Source organism: Nonomuraea sp. NPDC049141 (genome assembly GCF_040648415.1).
Lineage (GTDB): Bacteria > Actinomycetota > Actinomycetes > Streptosporangiales > Streptosporangiaceae > Nonomuraea.
The window spans coordinates 359,948-377,381 of record NZ_JBEZDR010000004.1 but is presented as its reverse complement, the minus strand read 5'-3'; the positions used below and the strand labels follow the sequence as shown (position 1 = coordinate 377,381).

Here is a 17,434-nt window from a genome sequence, read left to right as displayed (position 1 = left end):
CGCGCGCTTGTAGCGGTCGTTACCATGATTGCGGAACTGACTGATCGTCGGATGCGGGGCAAGCGATGGCACGGTTCACGGCGGCGCTGAAGCGGATCGCCCCATGGGCGGCCCAGAACGCCGACGGTGCGATCGCGCTCGGTCTGGCCATCGTGGTCGGCGTGCTCGGCATCATGCCCGACAAGATCTTCGGCAAGGACGGCGACGACGTCCAGAAACAGCTCGTCAGCGCCGCGACCCTGGTGATCCTGGCGCTGGTGGCCACCGCGCTGCTCCGCGACCGGGCCCGCCAGGCACCGCTGGAGGAGACCGTCACCTCCGGCGCGCTCGCCCAGCTGCCCGTGCGCCTGGCCCGGCTGGAGGAGATCGAGGGCCTGGTCACCGGCACCCGGCGGGCACTCGACGCGCTGCAGCTGGTCAGGGTGCTCGGCAGCCGGCAGGAGATCGCCCAGGCCCACGCCGACGCCCGCAAGGACGCCACGAGGTGGAGCTTCAAGGGCGGCACCGGCACCTACCTGCGCGCGGTCACCCTGCCCGAGTGCGTGGCGGCGGCCAGGAAGGTCAAGCGCCACCTCACGGTCAGGATCGAGGTCATCGACCCGTCCAACGTCGAGGTGTGCGAGACCTACGCCCACTACCGCCGCTCCCTGTCCGACGTGCCCGACGGCACCGGCGAGACGTGGACGGCCGACCGGGTCAGGAAGGAGTCGTACGCCACCATCCTGGCCGCCTTCTGGCACCGCCAGCGCTACGGGCTGCTCGACATCGGCATCGGCCTGTCGTCCACGATGACGACGTTCCGCTGGGACCTGTCGACCACCCGCCTGATCATGACGGTCGAGGACCCCAACCGGGCGATGACCGCGCTGGCCGGCACCTTCTACTTCGAGAACTGCGACACCGAGCTGCGGCTCAGCTTCGAGCAGGCGCGGCTGGTGCCGCTGGAGATGTACAAGAAGGTGCAACTGAGCGACGAGCCCACGGTCGAGGAGGTGCAGGAGCTGTTCACCCGGATCTCCATCCCGCTGCCCCGGTCCTACGACGACCGCGACGTCGTCGACATCGCCCGCAAGGCGCTGCGCGCCAGGAATCCGTACGACTCATGAGTCATCACGGCGTCTACCAGCAGCTCGCCCGGGGACAGGCCCGCCCGTGGGCGCTGGCGGCGCTGTCGGGCCCCGGCATCAGGGCCGTGCGCCACCCGCTCGGCTTCGTCTGCCTGCCGCTTGAGCGAGACGGCGGCGACGGGGTATGTCTCCATCTGTGGTCGGCCACGTTCGCGCACGCGGAGAGCACCACGTCGGGCATCCACTGCCACAGCTGGGACCTGTTCAGCCACGTGCTCTACGGCCAGGTACACAACGTGCACGTGGAGGTCACCGACGCGGTGCGCGACGCCACGCACCGGGTGTTCGAGGTGGTCAGCGCCGCCGACGGGGACCACATCACGCCCACCGGCCGGACCGTACGACAGGAGACGGGGCTGGTGGAGGTGTTCGGCCCCGGCGACACCTACACGCTGCCCGCGGGCCGTTTCCACAGCAGCGTCGTGCCGGAGGGCGGCGAGGCGGCCACGATCGCACTCGGCCGGGGCCGTCCGGGCAGCCGCGATCTGTCACTGGGCCCGCTCGGCACCGGCGACCACCACGTGTCCAGGCAGCCGCTGGACGACGAGGAGACAGCACTCGCCGTCCGCCTGATAGCCGCCCACCTGAGTTGAGGGATGCCCGATGGATCTGGATCACGCTCGCGCGGTCGCCGTCGCCGCCGCCGAGGCCGCGGGCGCGCTCCTCGTGGCCGGCACCCGTGGCGCGCTCGGCGCCCGGGCCAAGGGCGGCTCGGGTGACGTGGTCACCGAGCTCGACCTGGCCTCGGAGAAACTGCTGGTCGAGCGCGTCCTGACCGCCTTCCCCACGCACTCGGTCATCGCCGAGGAGTCGGGCCTGCTGGGCGCCGCCGGCGGCGAGTGGACGTGGCTGATCGACCCGCTCGACGGCACGAACAACGTGGTGATCGGCCTGCCCGCCTACGTCGTCGGCCTGGCCCTGTGCCACTCGGGACGCCCCATGCTGGGTGTGGTGCACGACCCGGTCTCGGCCCAGACCTGGTCCGCGATCCGCGACCGCGGCGCGGTCACCTCCTCGGGGGTACGGCTGGCGCCGCCGCACCACCCCTCGCCCCACGGCCCGCTGCTGGCGTGGACCCAGGGCTACTCCGTCTCCAGGAGCGACCCGACCGCGCAGGCCATCACGCACGCCTTGGAGCTGCGCGCCCGGCGCGTGCTGCGGCTGTGGGCGCCGCTGCTGTCGTGGGCGATGCTGGCCAGGGGCGACATCGATGGCATCGTCGGCTACCGGGCCGAGGCGATCGACCTGCCCGCGGGCGCGCTCATCGCGCGGGAGGCGGGCATCGAGATCCGGGCGCTCGACGGCGGGCCGTTCGAGGACGCGTTCGACGGCACGCCTGATGACCGCAGTTTCGTGGCCACCCACCCGAGCGCCATGCCCGGCCTCCTCGACCTGCTGCGCACCCGAGCCGCTATTTGACCTTGTACTTGCACAGGCCCTTGCCGGACACGACCGTCTTCCCGTCCACGACGATGCGGCAGGCGGCGGGCTTGAGCAGACCGCTCGCGTCCTTGACCGAGCCCGACACGACGGACACCAGGCGGCCGACGCGCTGCTCGGCGCCGGTGAGCTCGATCGTGGCCGTCTTGGACCAGGGCAGGGTCGCGTCGCTCTCCGAGCCGTCCTCATCGGCCACGTAGATGATCGGCTGCATCACCTTGCCCTTGCCGAGCACCTCCAGCTTGACCGTACGCGCCGCGGCGGCCTGCGGTTCGCCCGAGGCCGAGGCGGAGGTCGAGGCGGAGGTCGAGGCGGAAGCCGAAGCGGACGCGGCGGGCTGGGCGGCGGGTGCGGGCTCCTTGGCCCCGCAACCGGCAAGCACCACGACAAGACCGAAAAATGCCATCAAACGGTAATTAGCCATGGACCGTATTGTCCCGGATCCTGACGGCTGGTCAGCCAAAAGCGACAAGGGCCCAGACGGTGGTGACCATGCCGACGACCGCCAGCCCGGCGCCGGTGGCCAGGAAGCGGCGCATCGGGACCTGTACGTCGTGGCGGCGGCACGACTCGAACCAGAGCAGCGTCGCCAGCGACGCCCACGGCGTGATCACCGGCCCCACGTTGGTGCCGACCAGCAGGGACAGCAGCCGATCCTGGTCGCTCGACGGGATGACGCTCGCGATGGCCTGGAAGGCGGGCAGATTGTTGATCAGGTTGGACAGCCCGGCGCCCACCGCCGCCGTCCGGTAGGGATCTCCCTCGGCGCCGATCATCCAGCGCATCAGGTCGGCCAGGCCGTACCGGCTGAGGGTGGGCACCACCAGGAACAGGCCGGTCGCGAAGATCAGGAGCTGCCAGGGGATCAGGCTCCACGTCAGCCGGGCGCGGTCGCGCACGAAGAAGGCCACCACGACGACCAGCGCCGCCGCCGAGGCCGCCGCGCCGACCTGGACCTTGAGCAGCAGCGCGCCGATGAACAGCAGGCAGCCCGCGCCCGCGGCGGCGAACAGCACCCGGTCGGCGACCGGCTCCAGCACCGGCGGCGTGTAACGCAGGTCGCGCCGCTGGCCCCGGCGCCAGTAGAAGACCCAGAGAAAGGCCATCGTCACGGCGATCGAGACGATCTGCGGCGCCCACATCCGCCCGGCGAACCGCTGCGCGTCAAGAGCGATCTTGTTGATGCCGAGCAGGTTCGTCAGGTTGGAGACCGGGAGCAGCAGGCTGGCGGTGTTGGCCAACCAGATCGTGGTCATCGCCAGGGGCAGCGCGGCGATGCGCGCTCTGGGCGCCAGCGCCAGCATGACCGGGGTGAGCAGCACCGCAGTCGTATCGAGATTAAGAAATATCGTAATAAATGAGGCGAAGGCGGTACAGAGGAAGAAGAGCGCGACGTAGTTACCCCGCCCCAGCACCGCCATCCGCGCCGCGATGGCGTCGAAGACCTGGGCCTCCTTGGTCAGCTCCGCCAGCACGATGATCCCGACCAGGAAGACGAGCAACGGCCCGATCTCGTCCAGGCTCGCGGTGGCCTCCCGCCACGGAAGCAGCCCGGTCGCCACGAAGACCAGGCCGAGCGCGAGCAGCCCGATCCGGATCCAGTCGAGCACACCGAGACGTCGCCACACCCGACGATGATCGCACAACCCTGTTTATGGCCTCACTTCGTGAGGCGGGCTCGGTCGCCCGATGCCGCCGTCTTCCCCCGTCGCTCTGGTCGCTACGCTCCCGGCGCTCCTCCTCCAGACGACGGCGCTCCCTCGCCTGCAAACGCCGGTCCCACAGGGGATACTGACGGAATGGCACGTGACGGCAGGCCGACAGAGATCTTCGTCAGCTATTCCCCCGCCGACACGGCCTGGGCGACCTGGATCGCCTGGGAGTTGGAGGCGGCGGGCTACAAGACCATGATCCAGGCATGGGACTTCGTGCCCGGCACGAACTTCATCGACTTCATGGACCGCGGCGTCAGCGAAGCCCAAGTGGTCGTGGCCGTGCTCTCGCGCAACTACCTGACCTCGCGCTACGGCCGCATGGAGTGGCAGGCCGCGCTCCGCGCCGACCCCGACAACCCGTCCAACAAGCTGGTCACGATCCGGCTCGAAGACGTACGCCTCGAAGGGCTGCTGTCCACGATCACCTGGGTGGACCTGCTCGGCGTCACCGATTCCGGCCAGGCCAGGGCGCTGCTGCTGGGCCGGGTCAGGGAGGCGATGTCGGGCCGGGCCAAGCCCGAGGCGGCGCCCGACTTCCCGAGGGGTGCGGGCCTGCCGCTGCCCGCGCCGACGCTGCCGCCGCCCGGCGAGCGCTCGCGGGCCCGGCGCACCCCGGTGTCGGCGCCGAAGTTCCCGCCGTCGGCCACCGCCGACCGCGGCCGCGAGTCGCTGACCGTGCTGCACATCGGCGGCCCCCGGTTCGGCCGGGCCCTGCCCGATCCGGGCGAGCCGTTCACGCCCGAGGACATGCAGGCGCGGATCTGGGCGGATCTGACGTCGATGTACGACCGGGGCATGCCACGCCCCGACCTCATGATGGTCACCGGCGACCTGACCGAGTCGGGCAGCCTTGGGCAGTTCGGGCACGCGACGCGGTTCATCACCGACCTGCGGCTGCTGATCGGCCTGGAGCCGCACCGGCTGGTGATCGTGCCGGGCCCGCGCGACGTCACCAAGGCCGCGGCCAGCGCCTACTTCCTGACCTGTGAGGCCGACGACGTCTCCCCGCAGCCCCCTTACTGGCCCAAGTGGCGGCACTTCGCGGGCCTGTTCGGCGAGGTGTACCAGGGGCTGGACGACCGGGTGTTCGACGGCGGCCAGCCGTGGACGCTGTTCGAGGTGCCGGACCTGAGGGTGGTGGTGGCCGGGCTCAACTCGACGATGGCCATGAGCCACCTCGAACGCGACGCCTATCCCCTGCTCGGCGAGGGACAGGCGGCCTGGTTCGCCGAGCGGCTGCGTCCCTACGAGGAGAGCGCCTGGCTGCGGCTCGGCGCGATCGGGCATCCGCCGTCCATCCTGCGCGACGCGCCGACCTACGACCGGGTCCTCTCCCGACGGCTCAACCTGCTCTTCCACGGCACGGGTGAGGCAGGTGAGGCGGCCGTCGCCGCGCCGCGTTCCGGCCATCACCACGTCGTCGAAATCACCAAGAACGGCCTGCGCACCTGGCTGCCCGACACCGACCGCCCCGAGCGCGTCTCGCACAGCTGGCGCTCGGCCCAGGCCACCTTCACCGGTGAGGCGCCGGCCGCCCGCGCCCCCGAGCCCGCGCCGGTCGAGCGCGAGCCGGGCCCGGTGGACCTGCTGCTCGACCGGATCACCGAGGTCTGCGAAGCCAGGCACGAGCGGGCCAGGATCCGCCGGTTCACCGCCCACCTGGTCGTCACCCACCCCGAGGACGGGTTCGTCCGGCAGACGATGATCGGCGCGCACGTGGGCGAGCTGACCGCCGCCGAGGCCGACGGCTTCGTCCGGCAGGCGCACGCGGCCGACCTCGCGGCCGAGCTGGTCTACCAGGGGTCGCCCCCGGCCAGGACGCTCCGCGACGAGCTCATGCGCAGAGGCGTGCGGCTACGCAGCTTCACCGAGTTCCAGGGCCTGCTCGACCTGTCGGGTTACGTCGCCGAGCAGACGGCCAGGCTCACCACCGACCGCCGCTACCCGCCCAGCCTGTACGTCCCCCAGCGCTACCGCGAACTCGACCGGCCGGGACACCAGGTCAGAGAAGGCCTGACGGACGAGCTGATGCGGCTGCTGTCCGCCGACCACGGCCGGTTCCTGCTGCTGCTCGGCGACTTCGGCCACGGCAAGACCTTCGCACTGCGCGAGCTGGCCAGGCGCATCCCGGCCGAGCTGCCGCACCTGACGCCGATCCTGATCGAGCTGCGGGCACTCGACAAGGCGCACTCGGTCGACGCGCTCGTCGCCGCCCACCTGGCCGGCCACGGCGAGGAGTTCATCGACCTCAAGGCGTTCCGCTACCTGCTGCGGCAGGGGCGGATCGTGCTGCTGTTCGACGGGTTCGACGAGCTGGTCACCCGGCTCACCTACGACCGGGCGGCCGACCACCTGTCGACGTTACTGGCCGCGGCCGAGGACAAGGCCAAGATCGTGGTCGCCAGCCGTACCCAGCACTTCAAGTCGCACAGCCAGGTGCTCACCTCGCTCGGCGAGATGGTCGGCGTGCTGCCGCAGCGGCGGGTGCTCAGCGTCGAGGACTTCACCCACGACCAGATCCGCACCTACCTGGCCAACCGCTTCGACGACGGCGACGCGGCGGCGGCGCGCATGTCGCTCATGGAGAGCATCACGGACCTGCTCGACCTGGCGCAGAACCCGCGGATGCTGAGCTTCATCGCCGACCTCGACGCCGACCGGCTGCGCACGGTGGCCGGCGCCCGCCACACGATCAGCCCGGCGCTGCTGTACGAGGAGATTCTCGGCTCGTGGCTGGCCTTCGAGGAGCGGCGGGCCAAGGTGCCGGGGTCGCCGACCCCGCTGACCACCGAGGAGCTGTGGCAGGTCGTGACGGCGCTCGCGCTGCGGCTGTGGGACTCGGGCGAGTCGCTGCTGGGCGTCGACGAGCTGACCGAGCTCGCCGAGACGCTGACCGGCCTGGCAGGCGGGCAGCTGTCCGCCGAGCACACCGCCCACGCGATGGGCTCGGGAAGCCTGCTGGTGCGCACCGAGGAGGGCATGTTCGGGTTCATCCACTCCTCGGTCATGGAATGGCTGATCGCCCGGCACGTCGCCGCCACCATCGAGGCGCCCCTGGTGCTGTCGCGCAGGCCGCTGTCGGCGCTGACCGTCGAATTCCTGTGCGACCTGGCCGACATCAGGGCGCTGCGGGCGTGGGTGTCCGACCCGCCCGCCGACGACGTCTCGCGGGCGAACGCGGTCAAGATCTCGGCGCGGCTGCGTACCCCCGCCCGGGCCGACCTGCGGGGCGCGAACCTCAAGGGCGAGGACCTTTCGGCCAGAGACTTGCAGGAGGTCGACCTGACCGGCGCCGACCTGACCGACGCCACGCTCGTCGGCACGAACCTGTCCCGGGCCGTCCTGCGCGACGCCAAGCTGACCGGGGCGCGGCTCGACGGCGCCAAGCTGGCGGGCGCCGACCTGACCGGGGCCGACCTGTCGGGGGCGCGGCTGGCCCATACCGACCTGAGCGACGTCTCCGCCGAGGGCGCCCGCTGGCACCGGGCCACGCTGATCAACGTGACGGGCACGCTGCCACACTTGCCGGGCGCCTCCGTCGTGCCGGGCCAGCCGGTCGAGATCCAGCTCGCGCCCGCGGCGATCGGCGTCCCGTACGGCTACCACTTCCAGACCAGCCGGCTGCCGGAGCCCATCGCGTACAGTCCCGACGGGTCCACCATCGCCGTCGGCAACGAGGACGGCGGCGTGCTGCTGTGCGTCGGCGGCGCGCCCGTACGGACGCTGCAGGGGCATCGGGGCCGCGTCTACGCGGTCTCGTTCGCCGAGAAGGTGCTGGCCACCGGCGCGAGCGACGGCCGGGTCGTGCTCTGGGACGCCCTCACCGGCGAGCACCTGCGCGAGCTGCGCGGCCATGCCGACGGGGTCTGGCCGCTACGGCTCAGTCCGTCGGGCGAGCTGGTCGCGGCGGGCGGCGGCGACGGCGTCATCCGCGTCTGGGACACCGCCACCGGCCGGCTCGTCCACGAGCTCGCGGGCCACCAGGCACCCGTCTACACGGTGTCGTTCGGCGACTCGGTGCTGGTCAGCGGTGACTCGGCGGGCGTGGTGCGGATCTGGGACCTGACGTCCGGACAGGTGACGGGCACGCTCGACGGCCACCGCGGCTCGGTCTTCCGCGCGGTCCACAGCCCGGACGGGTCGCTGCTGGCCACCGGCGACGAGGCGGGAACGGTACGCCTGTGGGACGCGGCCTCCTGGACGCTGCGCCACGAGCTCAAGGGGCACCCCGGCAGCATCTACTGCCTGACCTTCGCACCCGACGGCTCACTGCTGGCCAGCGGGGACACGGCCGGGACCGTACGACTGTGGGATCCGGCCGGCCAGGCGCACGGCGTCCACACCAGCCATGCCGGGTCCGTCTACCAGGTCGTCTTCTCCCCCGACGGCCGGACACTGGCCACCGGCGACTCCAACGGCGTCGTCCGGCTGCAGGAGGTGGGCGGTGGCCGGCGGGTCGAGCTGGCCGGGCATCGCAGCTCGGTCTGGCCGTTCGTGTTCCGCCCCGACGGCGAGCAGCTGGCCACCAGCAGCAACGACGGGACGGTACGCCTCTGGGATCCGGCCAGCGGCCAGTGCCAGCGCGTGCTGCGCGGCCACGGCAGGCGGATCTCCTCGGTCAGGTTCAGCACCGACGGCTCCATGCTGGCCACCAGCGGCAACGACGGCGTCGTGCGCCTCTGGGAGCCGCACACCGGACGCCGCCTGCGCGAGGTCACCGGCACCGCCGACCGGCTCATCTCGGCCCTGTTCTCGCCCGCCGGGCCCGTGCTGGCGACCTCCAGCAACGACGGGGGCGTACATTTCTGGAACGCCGTCACCGGCGACTACGAGCGCGAGCTCAACGCCGAGACCGACCACGTGTGGGCCGAGGCGTTCAGCCCCGACGGCACGCTGCTGGCCACGGCGAACGACGACGACAGCGTGCGGATCTGGTATCGGCCGACCAGCCGCCTGGTGAGCAACCTGGCCGACCATCGAGGCCGGGTCCGCTCGATCGCCTTCAGCCCCGACGGCCGCTTCGTGGCGACGGGCTGCGACGACCGGCTGGTACGCCTGTGGCACGTCGAGTCAGGCGGCCGGGTCGCCACCCTGGAAGGCCATACCGACCGGGTCTACTCGGTCGCCTTCTCGCCCACGGGCCGGCACCTGGCGACCGCCGGCAACGACGGCCGCGCCCTGGTGTGGGAGCTGCGCCCCGGCCAGCCGTGGCAGCCGCTCCTCCAGCACACGCTCGACAAGCACGCCGGACGGTTGTGGAGCATCGCGTTCGACGCCACGGGCGAGCGGCTGGCGACGGGCGGCGACGACCTCATGGTGCGGGTCTGGGACACGGCCACGGGTCGGGAGCTGCGCACACTGGCGGGGCACACGCGACGGGTGTGGTCGGTGGCGTTCAGCCCCGCGGCCGATCTGCTGGCCAGTGCCGGGGACGACGGGGTGGTGATCCTCTGGGCGGGGGCGGAGCGGCGGGCCACCCTGCTGGGCCTGCCGGAGGGCTGGGCGGCGCTCGCCCCCGACGGGAGGTACAAGATCCAGGGGGAGGTTTCCGGGCAGTTCTGGCACGTCATCGGGATGTCGCGGTTCGAGCTGGGTGAGCTGGATCCGTATCTGTCCGGTGTCCGTCAGGTGCCGCTCGACTCCCCGTTCTGAGAACCCCGCCCCGGTCAGCCGCGTCCGGACCGGGTCACCAGATCGTCCCAGACCTGGCTGACCCTGGCCTCCAGGTCGTCCAGATCGCCCTCGTTGTCGATCACGATGTCGGCGACCGCCAGCCGCTCCTGGCGGGTCGCCTGTGCCGCGATGCGGGCCTTGGCGTCCTGCTCCGGCATGCCGCGATGCTCGGCCAGGCGGGCGATGCGCACCTCGTCGGCGGCGTCCACGACGATGACCACGTCGTACATCGGCGCCAGCCGGTTCTCCGCGAGCAGCGGCACGTCGTAGACCACGATCGCGTCGGCGTCCGCCTGGCTCTGCAGGTCGGCGACCCGCTCCCCCACCAGCGGGTGCACGATGGCGTTGAGCGCCGCCAGCCTGTCAGGGTCGGCGAACACGATGGCGCCGAGCTTCTCCCTGTTGAGCGAGCCGTCGGGATGGAGCACCTCCTCGCCGAAGGTGGCGACGACCCGGGCCAGGCCCGGGGTGCCGGGCTCCACCACCTCACGGGCGATCTTGTCGGCGTCGATCACGACGGCGCCCCTGGCCGCGAGGCGCTTGGACACTTCGCTCTTGCCCGAACCGATGCCGCCGGTGAGCCCGATTTTCAGCACCCGGAAAGCCTATCCGTGATCGGGATCACGGCGCATGTGCACCAGCGTGAGGTGATCGTCCATGCGCTCCCTGCGGGTCTCGCGGTAGCCCAGGCGGCGGTAGAGACGCAGGTTGGCCTCAGACAGATGGCCGGTGAACAGGTCGAAGGCCGTCGCCTCCGGCGTCTGCTCGTGCAGCGTCTCCAGCAGCGCCCGGCCCAGGCCGCGACCCTGCCGGTCCGGCGCCACCACCAGGCGCCCGACCAGGCAGGTCGTGCCGGACAGTTGGCCGCGTACGGCGCCCACGATCCGGGTGCCGTCGGTGGCCTTTAACGCGATGCCGGTCTCGATGCCCTTGCGGATCTGCTCCACGGACTCCAGGAGCGGCGGCAGGAACGGGTCGCCGTAGAGCTGCGCCTCGGTCACGTACGCCGCCCGCTGCACGGTGAGGATCTCACCGGCGTCAGCGGCCCGCGCACGCTCGATCTCCACGCGAGCACCCTACTCCAGCCCTGCGCCCGCGTCATTCGCGTCCCTCAAGGTCTCTTCACGTACGACTCGTGGACCCGTGATTGGTCCTTTAGCTGGAGGTCGGCGTCCACGTGCCCGTCCGGGGAACGGCAGAGAGGAGGACATTCGCCCTGGTATGTCCGGGGCTGTGGTGCTTGCAGAAGGGGGATGACCATGTCGCCGGGGAAGAGGATGCCCAACCTGATGTTCGCGGAGCAGCCGGACGGCAGCTACGTGACGTCGCTACGGGGCCTGGCGGTGCTGCGGGAGCCGCTGCTGAACAAGGGCACGGCCTTCTCACAGGAGGAGCGGGCCGAACTGGGCCTGGAAGGGCTGCTGCCACCGGTGACCGAGACCCTGGACGAGCAGGCGCGGCGGGTGTACGCGCAGTACCGGGTACAGCCCACGAATCTGCTCAAGAACGTCTACCTGGAAGCGCTACGGGACCGGAACGAGGTGCTCTACTACCGGCTTCTGGCCGATCATCTGCGCGAGATGTTGCCCATCGTCTACGACCCGACAGTGGCCGAGGCGATCCGTACCTACAGTCACGAGTACCGCCGTCCGAGGGGCGTGTACCTGTCCGTCGACGACCCGGACGGGATCGAGCGGGCGTTCAAGAGCCTCCAGCTGGGGCCGGACGACGTCGATCTGATCGTGGCCTCCGACGCCGAGGAGATCCTGGGCATCGGGGACTGGGGAGTGGGCGGCGGCGCCGGGATCGCGGCCGGCAAGCTGGCTGTCTACAGCGCCGCCGCCGGGATCGATCCCGGCCGGGTCATCCCGGTCGCCCTCGATGTCGGCACCGACAACGAGGCGCTGTTGAACGGCCCCGACTACCTCGGCAACCGGCATGCCCGGGTGCGGGGGCAGCGCTACGACGACTTCATCGACGCCTACGTCACCGCGGCCACCCGGATGTTCCCCGGTGCCCTGCTGCACTGGGAGGACTTCGGCCCGTCCAACGCCCGGCGGATCCTGGAGAAGTACACCGGGCGCATCTGCACCTTCAACGACGACATGCAAGGCACCGGCGCGATCGTGCTGGCCGCCATGCTCAGCGCCGTCAAGGCGTCGATGACCTCGATGCGCGAGCAGCGAATCGTGATCTTCGGGTCGGGCACCGCCGGCATCGGCATCGCCGACCAGCTGCGCGATGCGATGATCCGCGACGGCCTGGACCACGAGGAGGCCATCCGGCGGATCTGGCCGATCGATCAGCAGGGCCTGCTGGTCGACGACATGACCGGCCTGCGCGACTTCCAGCAGCCCTACGCCCGGCCGCGCGACGAGGTCGCCGACTGGACCCGGGGCGAGCAGGGCATTTCGCTGGCCGAGGTCGTCGAGCGCGTCAAGCCGACCATGCTGCTCGGCACCTCCACCGCCCACGGCGCGTTCACCGAACAGATCGTGCGCATGATGGCCGCGGGGGTCGAGCGGCCGATCATTTTCCCGATCTCCAACCCGACCGAACGGATCGAGGCGACGCCCGGCGACCTCATCCGCTGGACCGACGGCCGGGCTCTGATCGCCACCGGCATCCCGGTCGAGCCGATCACCTACAACGGCATCACCTACGCCATTGGGCAGGCCAACAACGCCTTGCTGTATCCCGGCCTGGGGCTGGGTGTGGTGGTGGCACGGGCGCGCCGGGTCAGTCCCGGCATGTTCCAGGCGGCCGCCGAAGCCGTCGGCAGCCTGGTCGACGTCTCTGCCCCGGGGGCCTCGCTGCTGCCCCAGGTGGACAACCTGCGCGAGGTATCGGCCACGGTAGCGGTAGCCGTCGCCGATCGGGCAGCCGAGGAGCACCTGGCACGCACCACGCTGCGCGACACGGTCCAGCAGGTCCAAGACGCCATGTGGCAGCCGCGCTACCGGCCGATCCACGGGAACGGGCGATAGACCACTTCCGCACCTACCTGGTCGAAGGGACTCGGCTGAACACCGAGACGCTGCACCACAACATCGATGATGGTGACCGCGCTCAGCCCCGTCGTCGGTTACGACCAGGCCGCCCGCATCGCCCACTACGCCCTCGACAAGGGCCTGGCGCTCAAGGACGCCGCACTCCCATGCGGCATCACCGCGGGCCTCTACGACAAGATCGTCATCCCCGAACGCCTCACCCAGCCCGGCGTACCAACCCCGGACGGCGACTGAAGAAGGCCACGGCCGCAGGTGCCGTGACCTTCAGGATCAGCGAGTCAGGCCGTGAGGGCGGCCGCCGCCTCCCGGTAGATGACGCTCGGGTCCTTGGACAGCCACGCCTTCACCTGGCGGCTCCAGTCGTCGGCGAGCACCTCGGGCCGGTCCGCCTCGATGCCGTCGAGGGCCGACGCGACGATCACCTCGGGGGCGGTCTTGTCGCCGTTGTACCAGGCCATCATGTCGGTGTCCGCGGCGCCCAGGTGCAGGCCCGTCACCAGGGTGCGCTGGCTGGCCAGCTCCAGGCGTACGGCGTTGGTGAGCGCCCATTCGGCGGACTTCGCCGCATGGTAGGCGCCCGCGCCGTCGAAGGCGAGCCACGAGAGCGCGGACAGGACATTGAGGATCGCGCCGTCGGCCAACTGGGGCGCGAAGGCGCGGATCACGTTGAGGGTGCCGTAGAAATGGGTGTCCATCTCGCGGCGGATCGGGTCCAGGTCTCCGGTGACCAGGTTCGCCCCGGTCGAGATTCCCGCGTTGTTGATAACGATCTTCACGTCGCTCGCCGCGGCGGCCGCGGCGGCGACCGATGCCGGATCCGTGATGTCGAGGTGCAGCGGGATGACCCCTGGCACGTCGATGAGGTCCGGGCGACGGGCGGTGGCGTACACGTTTCCGGCGCCGCGATCGAGGAGGGACAGGACGAATTGCCGGCCCAGGCCGCGGTTGGCACCGGTTACCAGCACATTTGCTCCGTTTATCTTCATACCGGATAGGCTAAAACCTGACGTTGACGTCAGAGGCAAGTCTTGTGTCGGAGGTCACAGTGCGTATCGGCGAGTTGGCGGCGAGGTCGAGCGTCAGCGTGCGGGCCCTGCGCTACTACGAGGAGCAGGGTCTGCTGAACGCGAACCGGAGCGCCTCCGGGCAGCGCCACTACCCGGAGTCGGCGGCCGACCGTGTCCAGCTGATCCAGATGCTCTACGCGGCCGGCCTGTCCAGCCGGACCATCGCCGAACTGCTGCCCTGTGTCGAAGCCAAGGTCAGCACTCCGGAGTCGCGTGCCCGGCTCGCCGCCGAGCGCGAGCGCATCGATGCCCAGATCGCCGCGTTGACCCGTACCCGTGACCGCCTGGACACGGTCATCGCGCTCACGGAAATCCCCGAGAACGGCTGCACGTGGATCGCGGACCGAGGCGTCACCGCAGAGGCGAGTCATTAGCCGATGATCGCCCCTGCGGAACCTCCCCGAGCAGGACCGGCAAGCCCTCACCGCTGACCAGCTAGTTCGCATGACAACCCCGGACAACCTCGGCGGGCCAGCCGTCGAACTCCTTGAACCCTGCGCAAAAGAAAGACCCCGCACCGGATGGTGCGGGGTCCTTCTCTGCTAGCTAGCCAACCAGGTCAGCTCTGGCCACCCGCGAGCTTCTCGCGCAGAGCCGCGAGAGCCTCGTCGGAGGCGAGAGCGCCGGCCGCCGGAGCGGACGAGCCCGAGCTGCTGGCCGGAGCCGCGGTCTCGCCGGTGTAGGACGAGGGAGCGGCCTCGCCCGCCTCGGCCTCCGCCTTGCGAGCCTCTTCGATCTGCTTCTTGTGCGCCTCGAAGCGGGTCTGAGCCTCGGCGTACTGCCGCTCCCACTCCTCGCGCTGCTTGTCGAAGCCCTCGAGCCACTCACCGGTCTCCGAGTCGAAGCCCTCGGGGTAGATGTAGTTGCCCTGGTCGTCGTAGGTCGCCGCCATGCCGTAAAGCGTGGGGTCGAACTCGACCTCGGTGCCGACACCCTCGTTGGCCTGCTTCAGCGAGAGGCTGATGCGACGCCGGTCGAGGTCGATGTCGATGATCTTGACGAAGATCTCGTCGCCGACCTGGACGACCTGCTCCGGGATCTCCACGTGGCGCTCGGCCAGCTCGGAGATGTGGACCAGGCCCTCGATGCCCTCCTCGACCCGGACGAACGCGCCGAACGGCACCAGCTTGGTGACGCGGCCCGGCACGACCTGGCCGATCTGGTGGGTGCGGGCGAACTGCTGCCACGGGTCTTCCTGAGTGGCCTTGAGCGACAGGGAGACGCGCTCGCGCTCCATGTCGACGTCGAGGACCTCGACCGTGACCTCCTGGCCAACCTCGACGACCTCTGAGGGGTGGTCGATGTGCTTCCAGGACAGCTCGGACACGTGGACCAGGCCGTCGACGCCGCCGAGATCCACGAACGCACCGAAGTTGACGATCGAGGAGACGACGCCCTTGCGGACCTGCCCCTTCTGGAGGGTGTTGAGGAACGTCTGGCGAACCTCGGACTGCGTCTGCTCAAGCCACGCGCGGCGGGACAGGACCACGTTGTTGCGGTTCTTGTCCAGCTCAATGATCTTCGCCTCGAGCTCGCGGCCGACGTACGGCTGCAGGTCGCGGACACGGCGCATCTCGACCAGGGACGCCGGCAGGAAGCCACGGAGGCCGATGTCGAGGATGAGTCCACCCTTGACGACCTCGATGACGGTGCCGGTGACGATGCCGTCCTCGTCCTTGATCTTCTCGATCGTGCCCCAGGCCCGCTCGTACTGAGCGCGCTTCTTGGACAGGATCAGGCGGCCCTCTTTGTCCTCCTTCTGGAGAACGAGGGCCTCGACGTGTTCGCCGACCTCCACGACGTCAGCGGGGTCGACATCGTGCTTGATCGAAAGCTCACGCGAGGGGATGACACCCTCGGTCTTGTAGCCGATATCGAGAAGAACCTCGTCTCGATCGACCTTGACGACGGTGCCCTCGACGATGTCGCCGTCGTTGAAGTACTTGATGGTCTCGTCGATCGCTGCGAGGAAGGCTTCCTCGGACCCGATGTCGTTGACCGCTACCTGCGGGGTGCTCGAGGTGGCCTCAGTGCTGGACGTCATGTGTGGAATTGCTCCGAACGCGGACAGAAGTCGATGTGGCGGACGCGCGGCAGGCCCTCTTCCGCATCAAGCCGAGGAATGACGACATCGACGTGACCGAGCGCGAGCCCGCTCCGTCTGAGGCGCGCGCGAGCCCACAGCGCAGCGATCAGCATATGAGACCTTGAGCGTGGGGTCAATCCGACCACCCGGCCACCGGTCAATAGACAACGAGCTGGCCTCTCCGCTTTGGTGCGATATTACCCTGAAGACGCTGCGGGATAGAGATCTTCGTGGGGTCCCCGTCGGACACGTAACGCTCCCCAGGATGCTTGTCCAGCCACCCCAGCCAGTACTGCGAGCACCACTTGCGGCATTCGCCCTTGTTGCCGTTGCTCTGGATGCGCTGGATGGCCACGGGATCGAATTTTTTCGCGTACGGCGAAAGCGAGGGCTCGGCCCCGGCCAGGAAAACTCCGGCGAAGTCATAGGTGGTGCCCTCCCACTTGCCGTGGCGGGCGATCTTCTTGGGGTGCGGCATCGCCCCGAACGGCAGGGCCATGGTGATCGCCGGACCGGCTCCTAACTTCTTCAGCAGCCGTTCGAGCCGGACGATCTGCTCTTTGACCTTCTTCTTCCGCATGGCCGCCAGATTGGGGTGGGACCAGGTGTGGTTGGCCACCTCGAACCCGTGACCGACCAGCCACCGCACGGCCGCCGCCTGTTCCTCGGGCTTGCGTAACCCGAACGGGTCGTGGTTGATCCACAGCGTGGCGACCGGCCGGAATTCGGGATAGCGCCGGGCCACGTCCAAGAGCACGCCGACCGCCGTGTTCGGCTCGGGGTTGCCGCTCGCGTCGAGCCTGAAGTGACTCTCGTGCCCGTCGTCGAAGGTCAGCACGACGGGGAACCTGCCCGCGGGCACCCGGATGTCGCCGGTGGCGAACTCCTTGGCGGTGATCGGCCAGTAGCCCTGCTTGGCCAGCTTCTCCAGCTCCCTGCGCAGCTGATCGGGCGTGCGGTCGATCGAGGCGAACCGCTTCTTGAGTATCCGGTGGTACATCAGCACCGGCACCAGGCCGAGCTCGTTGGCCTTGACCTGCTTGGCGAACTCCGGCGTGGACACCACCCCGGGCGGCTCGGCGACCGTCGGTACGGGCTCGGCGACTGTCGGCACGGGCTCGGCGGGGGTGGGCTGCGCGGACTGCCCGATCCTGGCCGCCGCCGGTGGCCCGGGGACGGCCCGGCCGGAGGGCAGCTGCAGCATCAACCCTATGACCGCCACTGCCATCACACCGATGGCCGCCACCCCGATGTTCGCGATGGCGATGACCCGTGGGTAGGACGCTGACGATCGCACAAGGCTCCCGTGCCAGTC

The 17,434-nt window shown here is 70.1% G+C and carries 14 protein-coding genes; 7 read left to right on the top strand and 7 right to left on the bottom strand.

Going from position 1 to position 17,434, the window contains the following annotated elements:
* The first annotated feature begins 65 nt into the window (after window positions 1-65).
* From AB0B91_RS13985 to AB0B91_RS13975, 3 genes are read left to right on the top strand one after another with little or no spacing between them, the layout of a single operon-like run.
* Window positions 66-1,106, top strand: a complete 1,041-nt coding sequence (locus AB0B91_RS13985; RefSeq protein ID WP_358318650.1) for a hypothetical protein — start codon at window positions 66-68, stop codon at window positions 1,104-1,106.
* Window positions 1,103-1,720: a hypothetical protein gene (locus AB0B91_RS13980; RefSeq protein WP_358318649.1), complete on the top strand. Its 618-nt coding sequence runs from the start codon at window positions 1,103-1,105 to the stop codon at window positions 1,718-1,720. Before AB0B91_RS13985 ends, AB0B91_RS13980 begins: the two co-directional genes overlap by 4 nt.
* A 10-nt stretch (window positions 1,721-1,730) precedes the next feature.
* Window positions 1,731-2,546 carry an inositol monophosphatase family protein gene (locus AB0B91_RS13975; RefSeq protein ID WP_358318648.1) on the top strand — a complete coding sequence of 272 codons (816 nt, stop codon included), beginning with the start codon at window positions 1,731-1,733 and terminating at the stop codon, window positions 2,544-2,546.
* On the opposite strand, the gene AB0B91_RS13970 is transcribed toward AB0B91_RS13975, so the two are convergent.
* Window positions 2,539-2,991, bottom strand: a complete 453-nt coding sequence (locus AB0B91_RS13970) for a hypothetical protein (RefSeq protein ID WP_358318647.1) — start codon at window positions 2,989-2,991, stop codon at window positions 2,539-2,541. The genes AB0B91_RS13975 and AB0B91_RS13970 overlap by 8 nt on opposite strands.
* 31 nt (window positions 2,992-3,022) lie before the next feature.
* Window positions 3,023-4,195: an SLC13 family permease gene (locus AB0B91_RS13965; RefSeq protein ID WP_358318646.1), complete on the bottom strand. Its 1,173-nt coding sequence runs from the start codon at window positions 4,193-4,195 to the stop codon at window positions 3,023-3,025.
* A gap of 171 nt (window positions 4,196-4,366) precedes the next feature.
* On the opposite strand from AB0B91_RS13965, the gene AB0B91_RS13960 reads away from it, so the two are divergent.
* Window positions 4,367-9,934: a TIR domain-containing protein gene (locus AB0B91_RS13960; protein ID WP_358318645.1), complete on the top strand. Its 5,568-nt coding sequence runs from the start codon at window positions 4,367-4,369 to the stop codon at window positions 9,932-9,934.
* 14 nt (window positions 9,935-9,948) lie between these two features.
* Here AB0B91_RS13960 and coaE read toward each other — a convergent pair whose 3' ends face one another.
* Complete coding sequence (coaE, locus tag AB0B91_RS13955) at window positions 9,949-10,551, bottom strand: dephospho-CoA kinase (protein ID WP_358318644.1); 603 nt, start codon at window positions 10,549-10,551, stop codon at window positions 9,949-9,951.
* A gap of 9 nt (window positions 10,552-10,560) precedes the next feature.
* The gene (locus tag AB0B91_RS13950; RefSeq protein WP_358318643.1) at window positions 10,561-11,022 is read right to left on the bottom strand and encodes a GNAT family N-acetyltransferase; all 462 of its coding nucleotides are present in this window, start codon (window positions 11,020-11,022) and stop codon (window positions 10,561-10,563) included.
* A 192-nt stretch (window positions 11,023-11,214) separates the two neighbouring features.
* On the opposite strand from AB0B91_RS13950, the gene AB0B91_RS13945 reads away from it, so the two are divergent.
* Complete coding sequence (locus tag AB0B91_RS13945) at window positions 11,215-12,942, top strand: NAD-dependent malic enzyme (RefSeq protein WP_358318642.1); 1,728 nt, start codon at window positions 11,215-11,217, stop codon at window positions 12,940-12,942.
* A gap of 66 nt (window positions 12,943-13,008) precedes the next feature.
* Window positions 13,009-13,200 (top strand): hypothetical protein, encoded by a 192-nt coding sequence (locus AB0B91_RS13940; RefSeq protein ID WP_358318641.1) that lies wholly within the window; start codon window positions 13,009-13,011, stop codon window positions 13,198-13,200.
* A 44-nt stretch (window positions 13,201-13,244) separates the two neighbouring features.
* On the opposite strand, the gene AB0B91_RS13935 is transcribed toward AB0B91_RS13940, so the two are convergent.
* Window positions 13,245-13,952: an SDR family oxidoreductase gene (locus tag AB0B91_RS13935; RefSeq protein WP_358318640.1), complete on the bottom strand. Its 708-nt coding sequence runs from the start codon at window positions 13,950-13,952 to the stop codon at window positions 13,245-13,247.
* A gap of 59 nt (window positions 13,953-14,011) precedes the next feature.
* Here AB0B91_RS13935 and AB0B91_RS13930 point away from each other — a divergent pair, with 59 nt between their 5' ends.
* On the top strand, window positions 14,012-14,407 hold the full coding sequence (locus AB0B91_RS13930; protein WP_358318639.1) for a MerR family transcriptional regulator: 396 nt from the start codon (window positions 14,012-14,014) through the stop codon (window positions 14,405-14,407).
* A 185-nt stretch (window positions 14,408-14,592) separates the two neighbouring features.
* Here the strand turns inward: AB0B91_RS13930 and rpsA are convergent, their stop codons facing one another.
* Window positions 14,593-16,077 (bottom strand): 30S ribosomal protein S1, encoded by a 1,485-nt coding sequence (gene rpsA / locus AB0B91_RS13925; RefSeq protein WP_214637589.1) that lies wholly within the window; start codon window positions 16,075-16,077, stop codon window positions 14,593-14,595.
* 199 nt (window positions 16,078-16,276) lie between these two features.
* Complete coding sequence (locus tag AB0B91_RS13920) at window positions 16,277-17,416, bottom strand: polysaccharide deacetylase family protein (RefSeq protein WP_358318638.1); 1,140 nt, start codon at window positions 17,414-17,416, stop codon at window positions 16,277-16,279.
* Window positions 17,417-17,434 lie beyond the last annotated feature (18 nt).

Coding starts and splice junctions, on each gene's coding strand:
- AB0B91_RS13985 (WP_358318650.1), top strand. CDS start 66: ATGGCACGGTTCACGGCGGCGCTGAAGCGGATCGCCCCATGGGCGGCC.
- AB0B91_RS13980 (WP_358318649.1), top strand. CDS start 1,103: ATGAGTCATCACGGCGTCTACCAGCAGCTCGCCCGGGGACAGGCCCGC.
- AB0B91_RS13975 (WP_358318648.1), top strand. CDS start 1,731: ATGGATCTGGATCACGCTCGCGCGGTCGCCGTCGCCGCCGCCGAGGCC.
- AB0B91_RS13970 (WP_358318647.1), bottom strand. CDS start 2,991: ATGGCTAATTACCGTTTGATGGCATTTTTCGGTCTTGTCGTGGTGCTT.
- AB0B91_RS13960 (WP_358318645.1), top strand. CDS start 4,367: ATGGCACGTGACGGCAGGCCGACAGAGATCTTCGTCAGCTATTCCCCC.
- AB0B91_RS13945 (WP_358318642.1), top strand. CDS start 11,215: ATGTCGCCGGGGAAGAGGATGCCCAACCTGATGTTCGCGGAGCAGCCG.
- AB0B91_RS13940 (WP_358318641.1), top strand. CDS start 13,009: ATGATGGTGACCGCGCTCAGCCCCGTCGTCGGTTACGACCAGGCCGCC.
- AB0B91_RS13935 (WP_358318640.1), bottom strand. CDS start 13,952: ATGAAGATAAACGGAGCAAATGTGCTGGTAACCGGTGCCAACCGCGGC.
- rpsA (WP_214637589.1), bottom strand. CDS start 16,077: ATGACGTCCAGCACTGAGGCCACCTCGAGCACCCCGCAGGTAGCGGTC.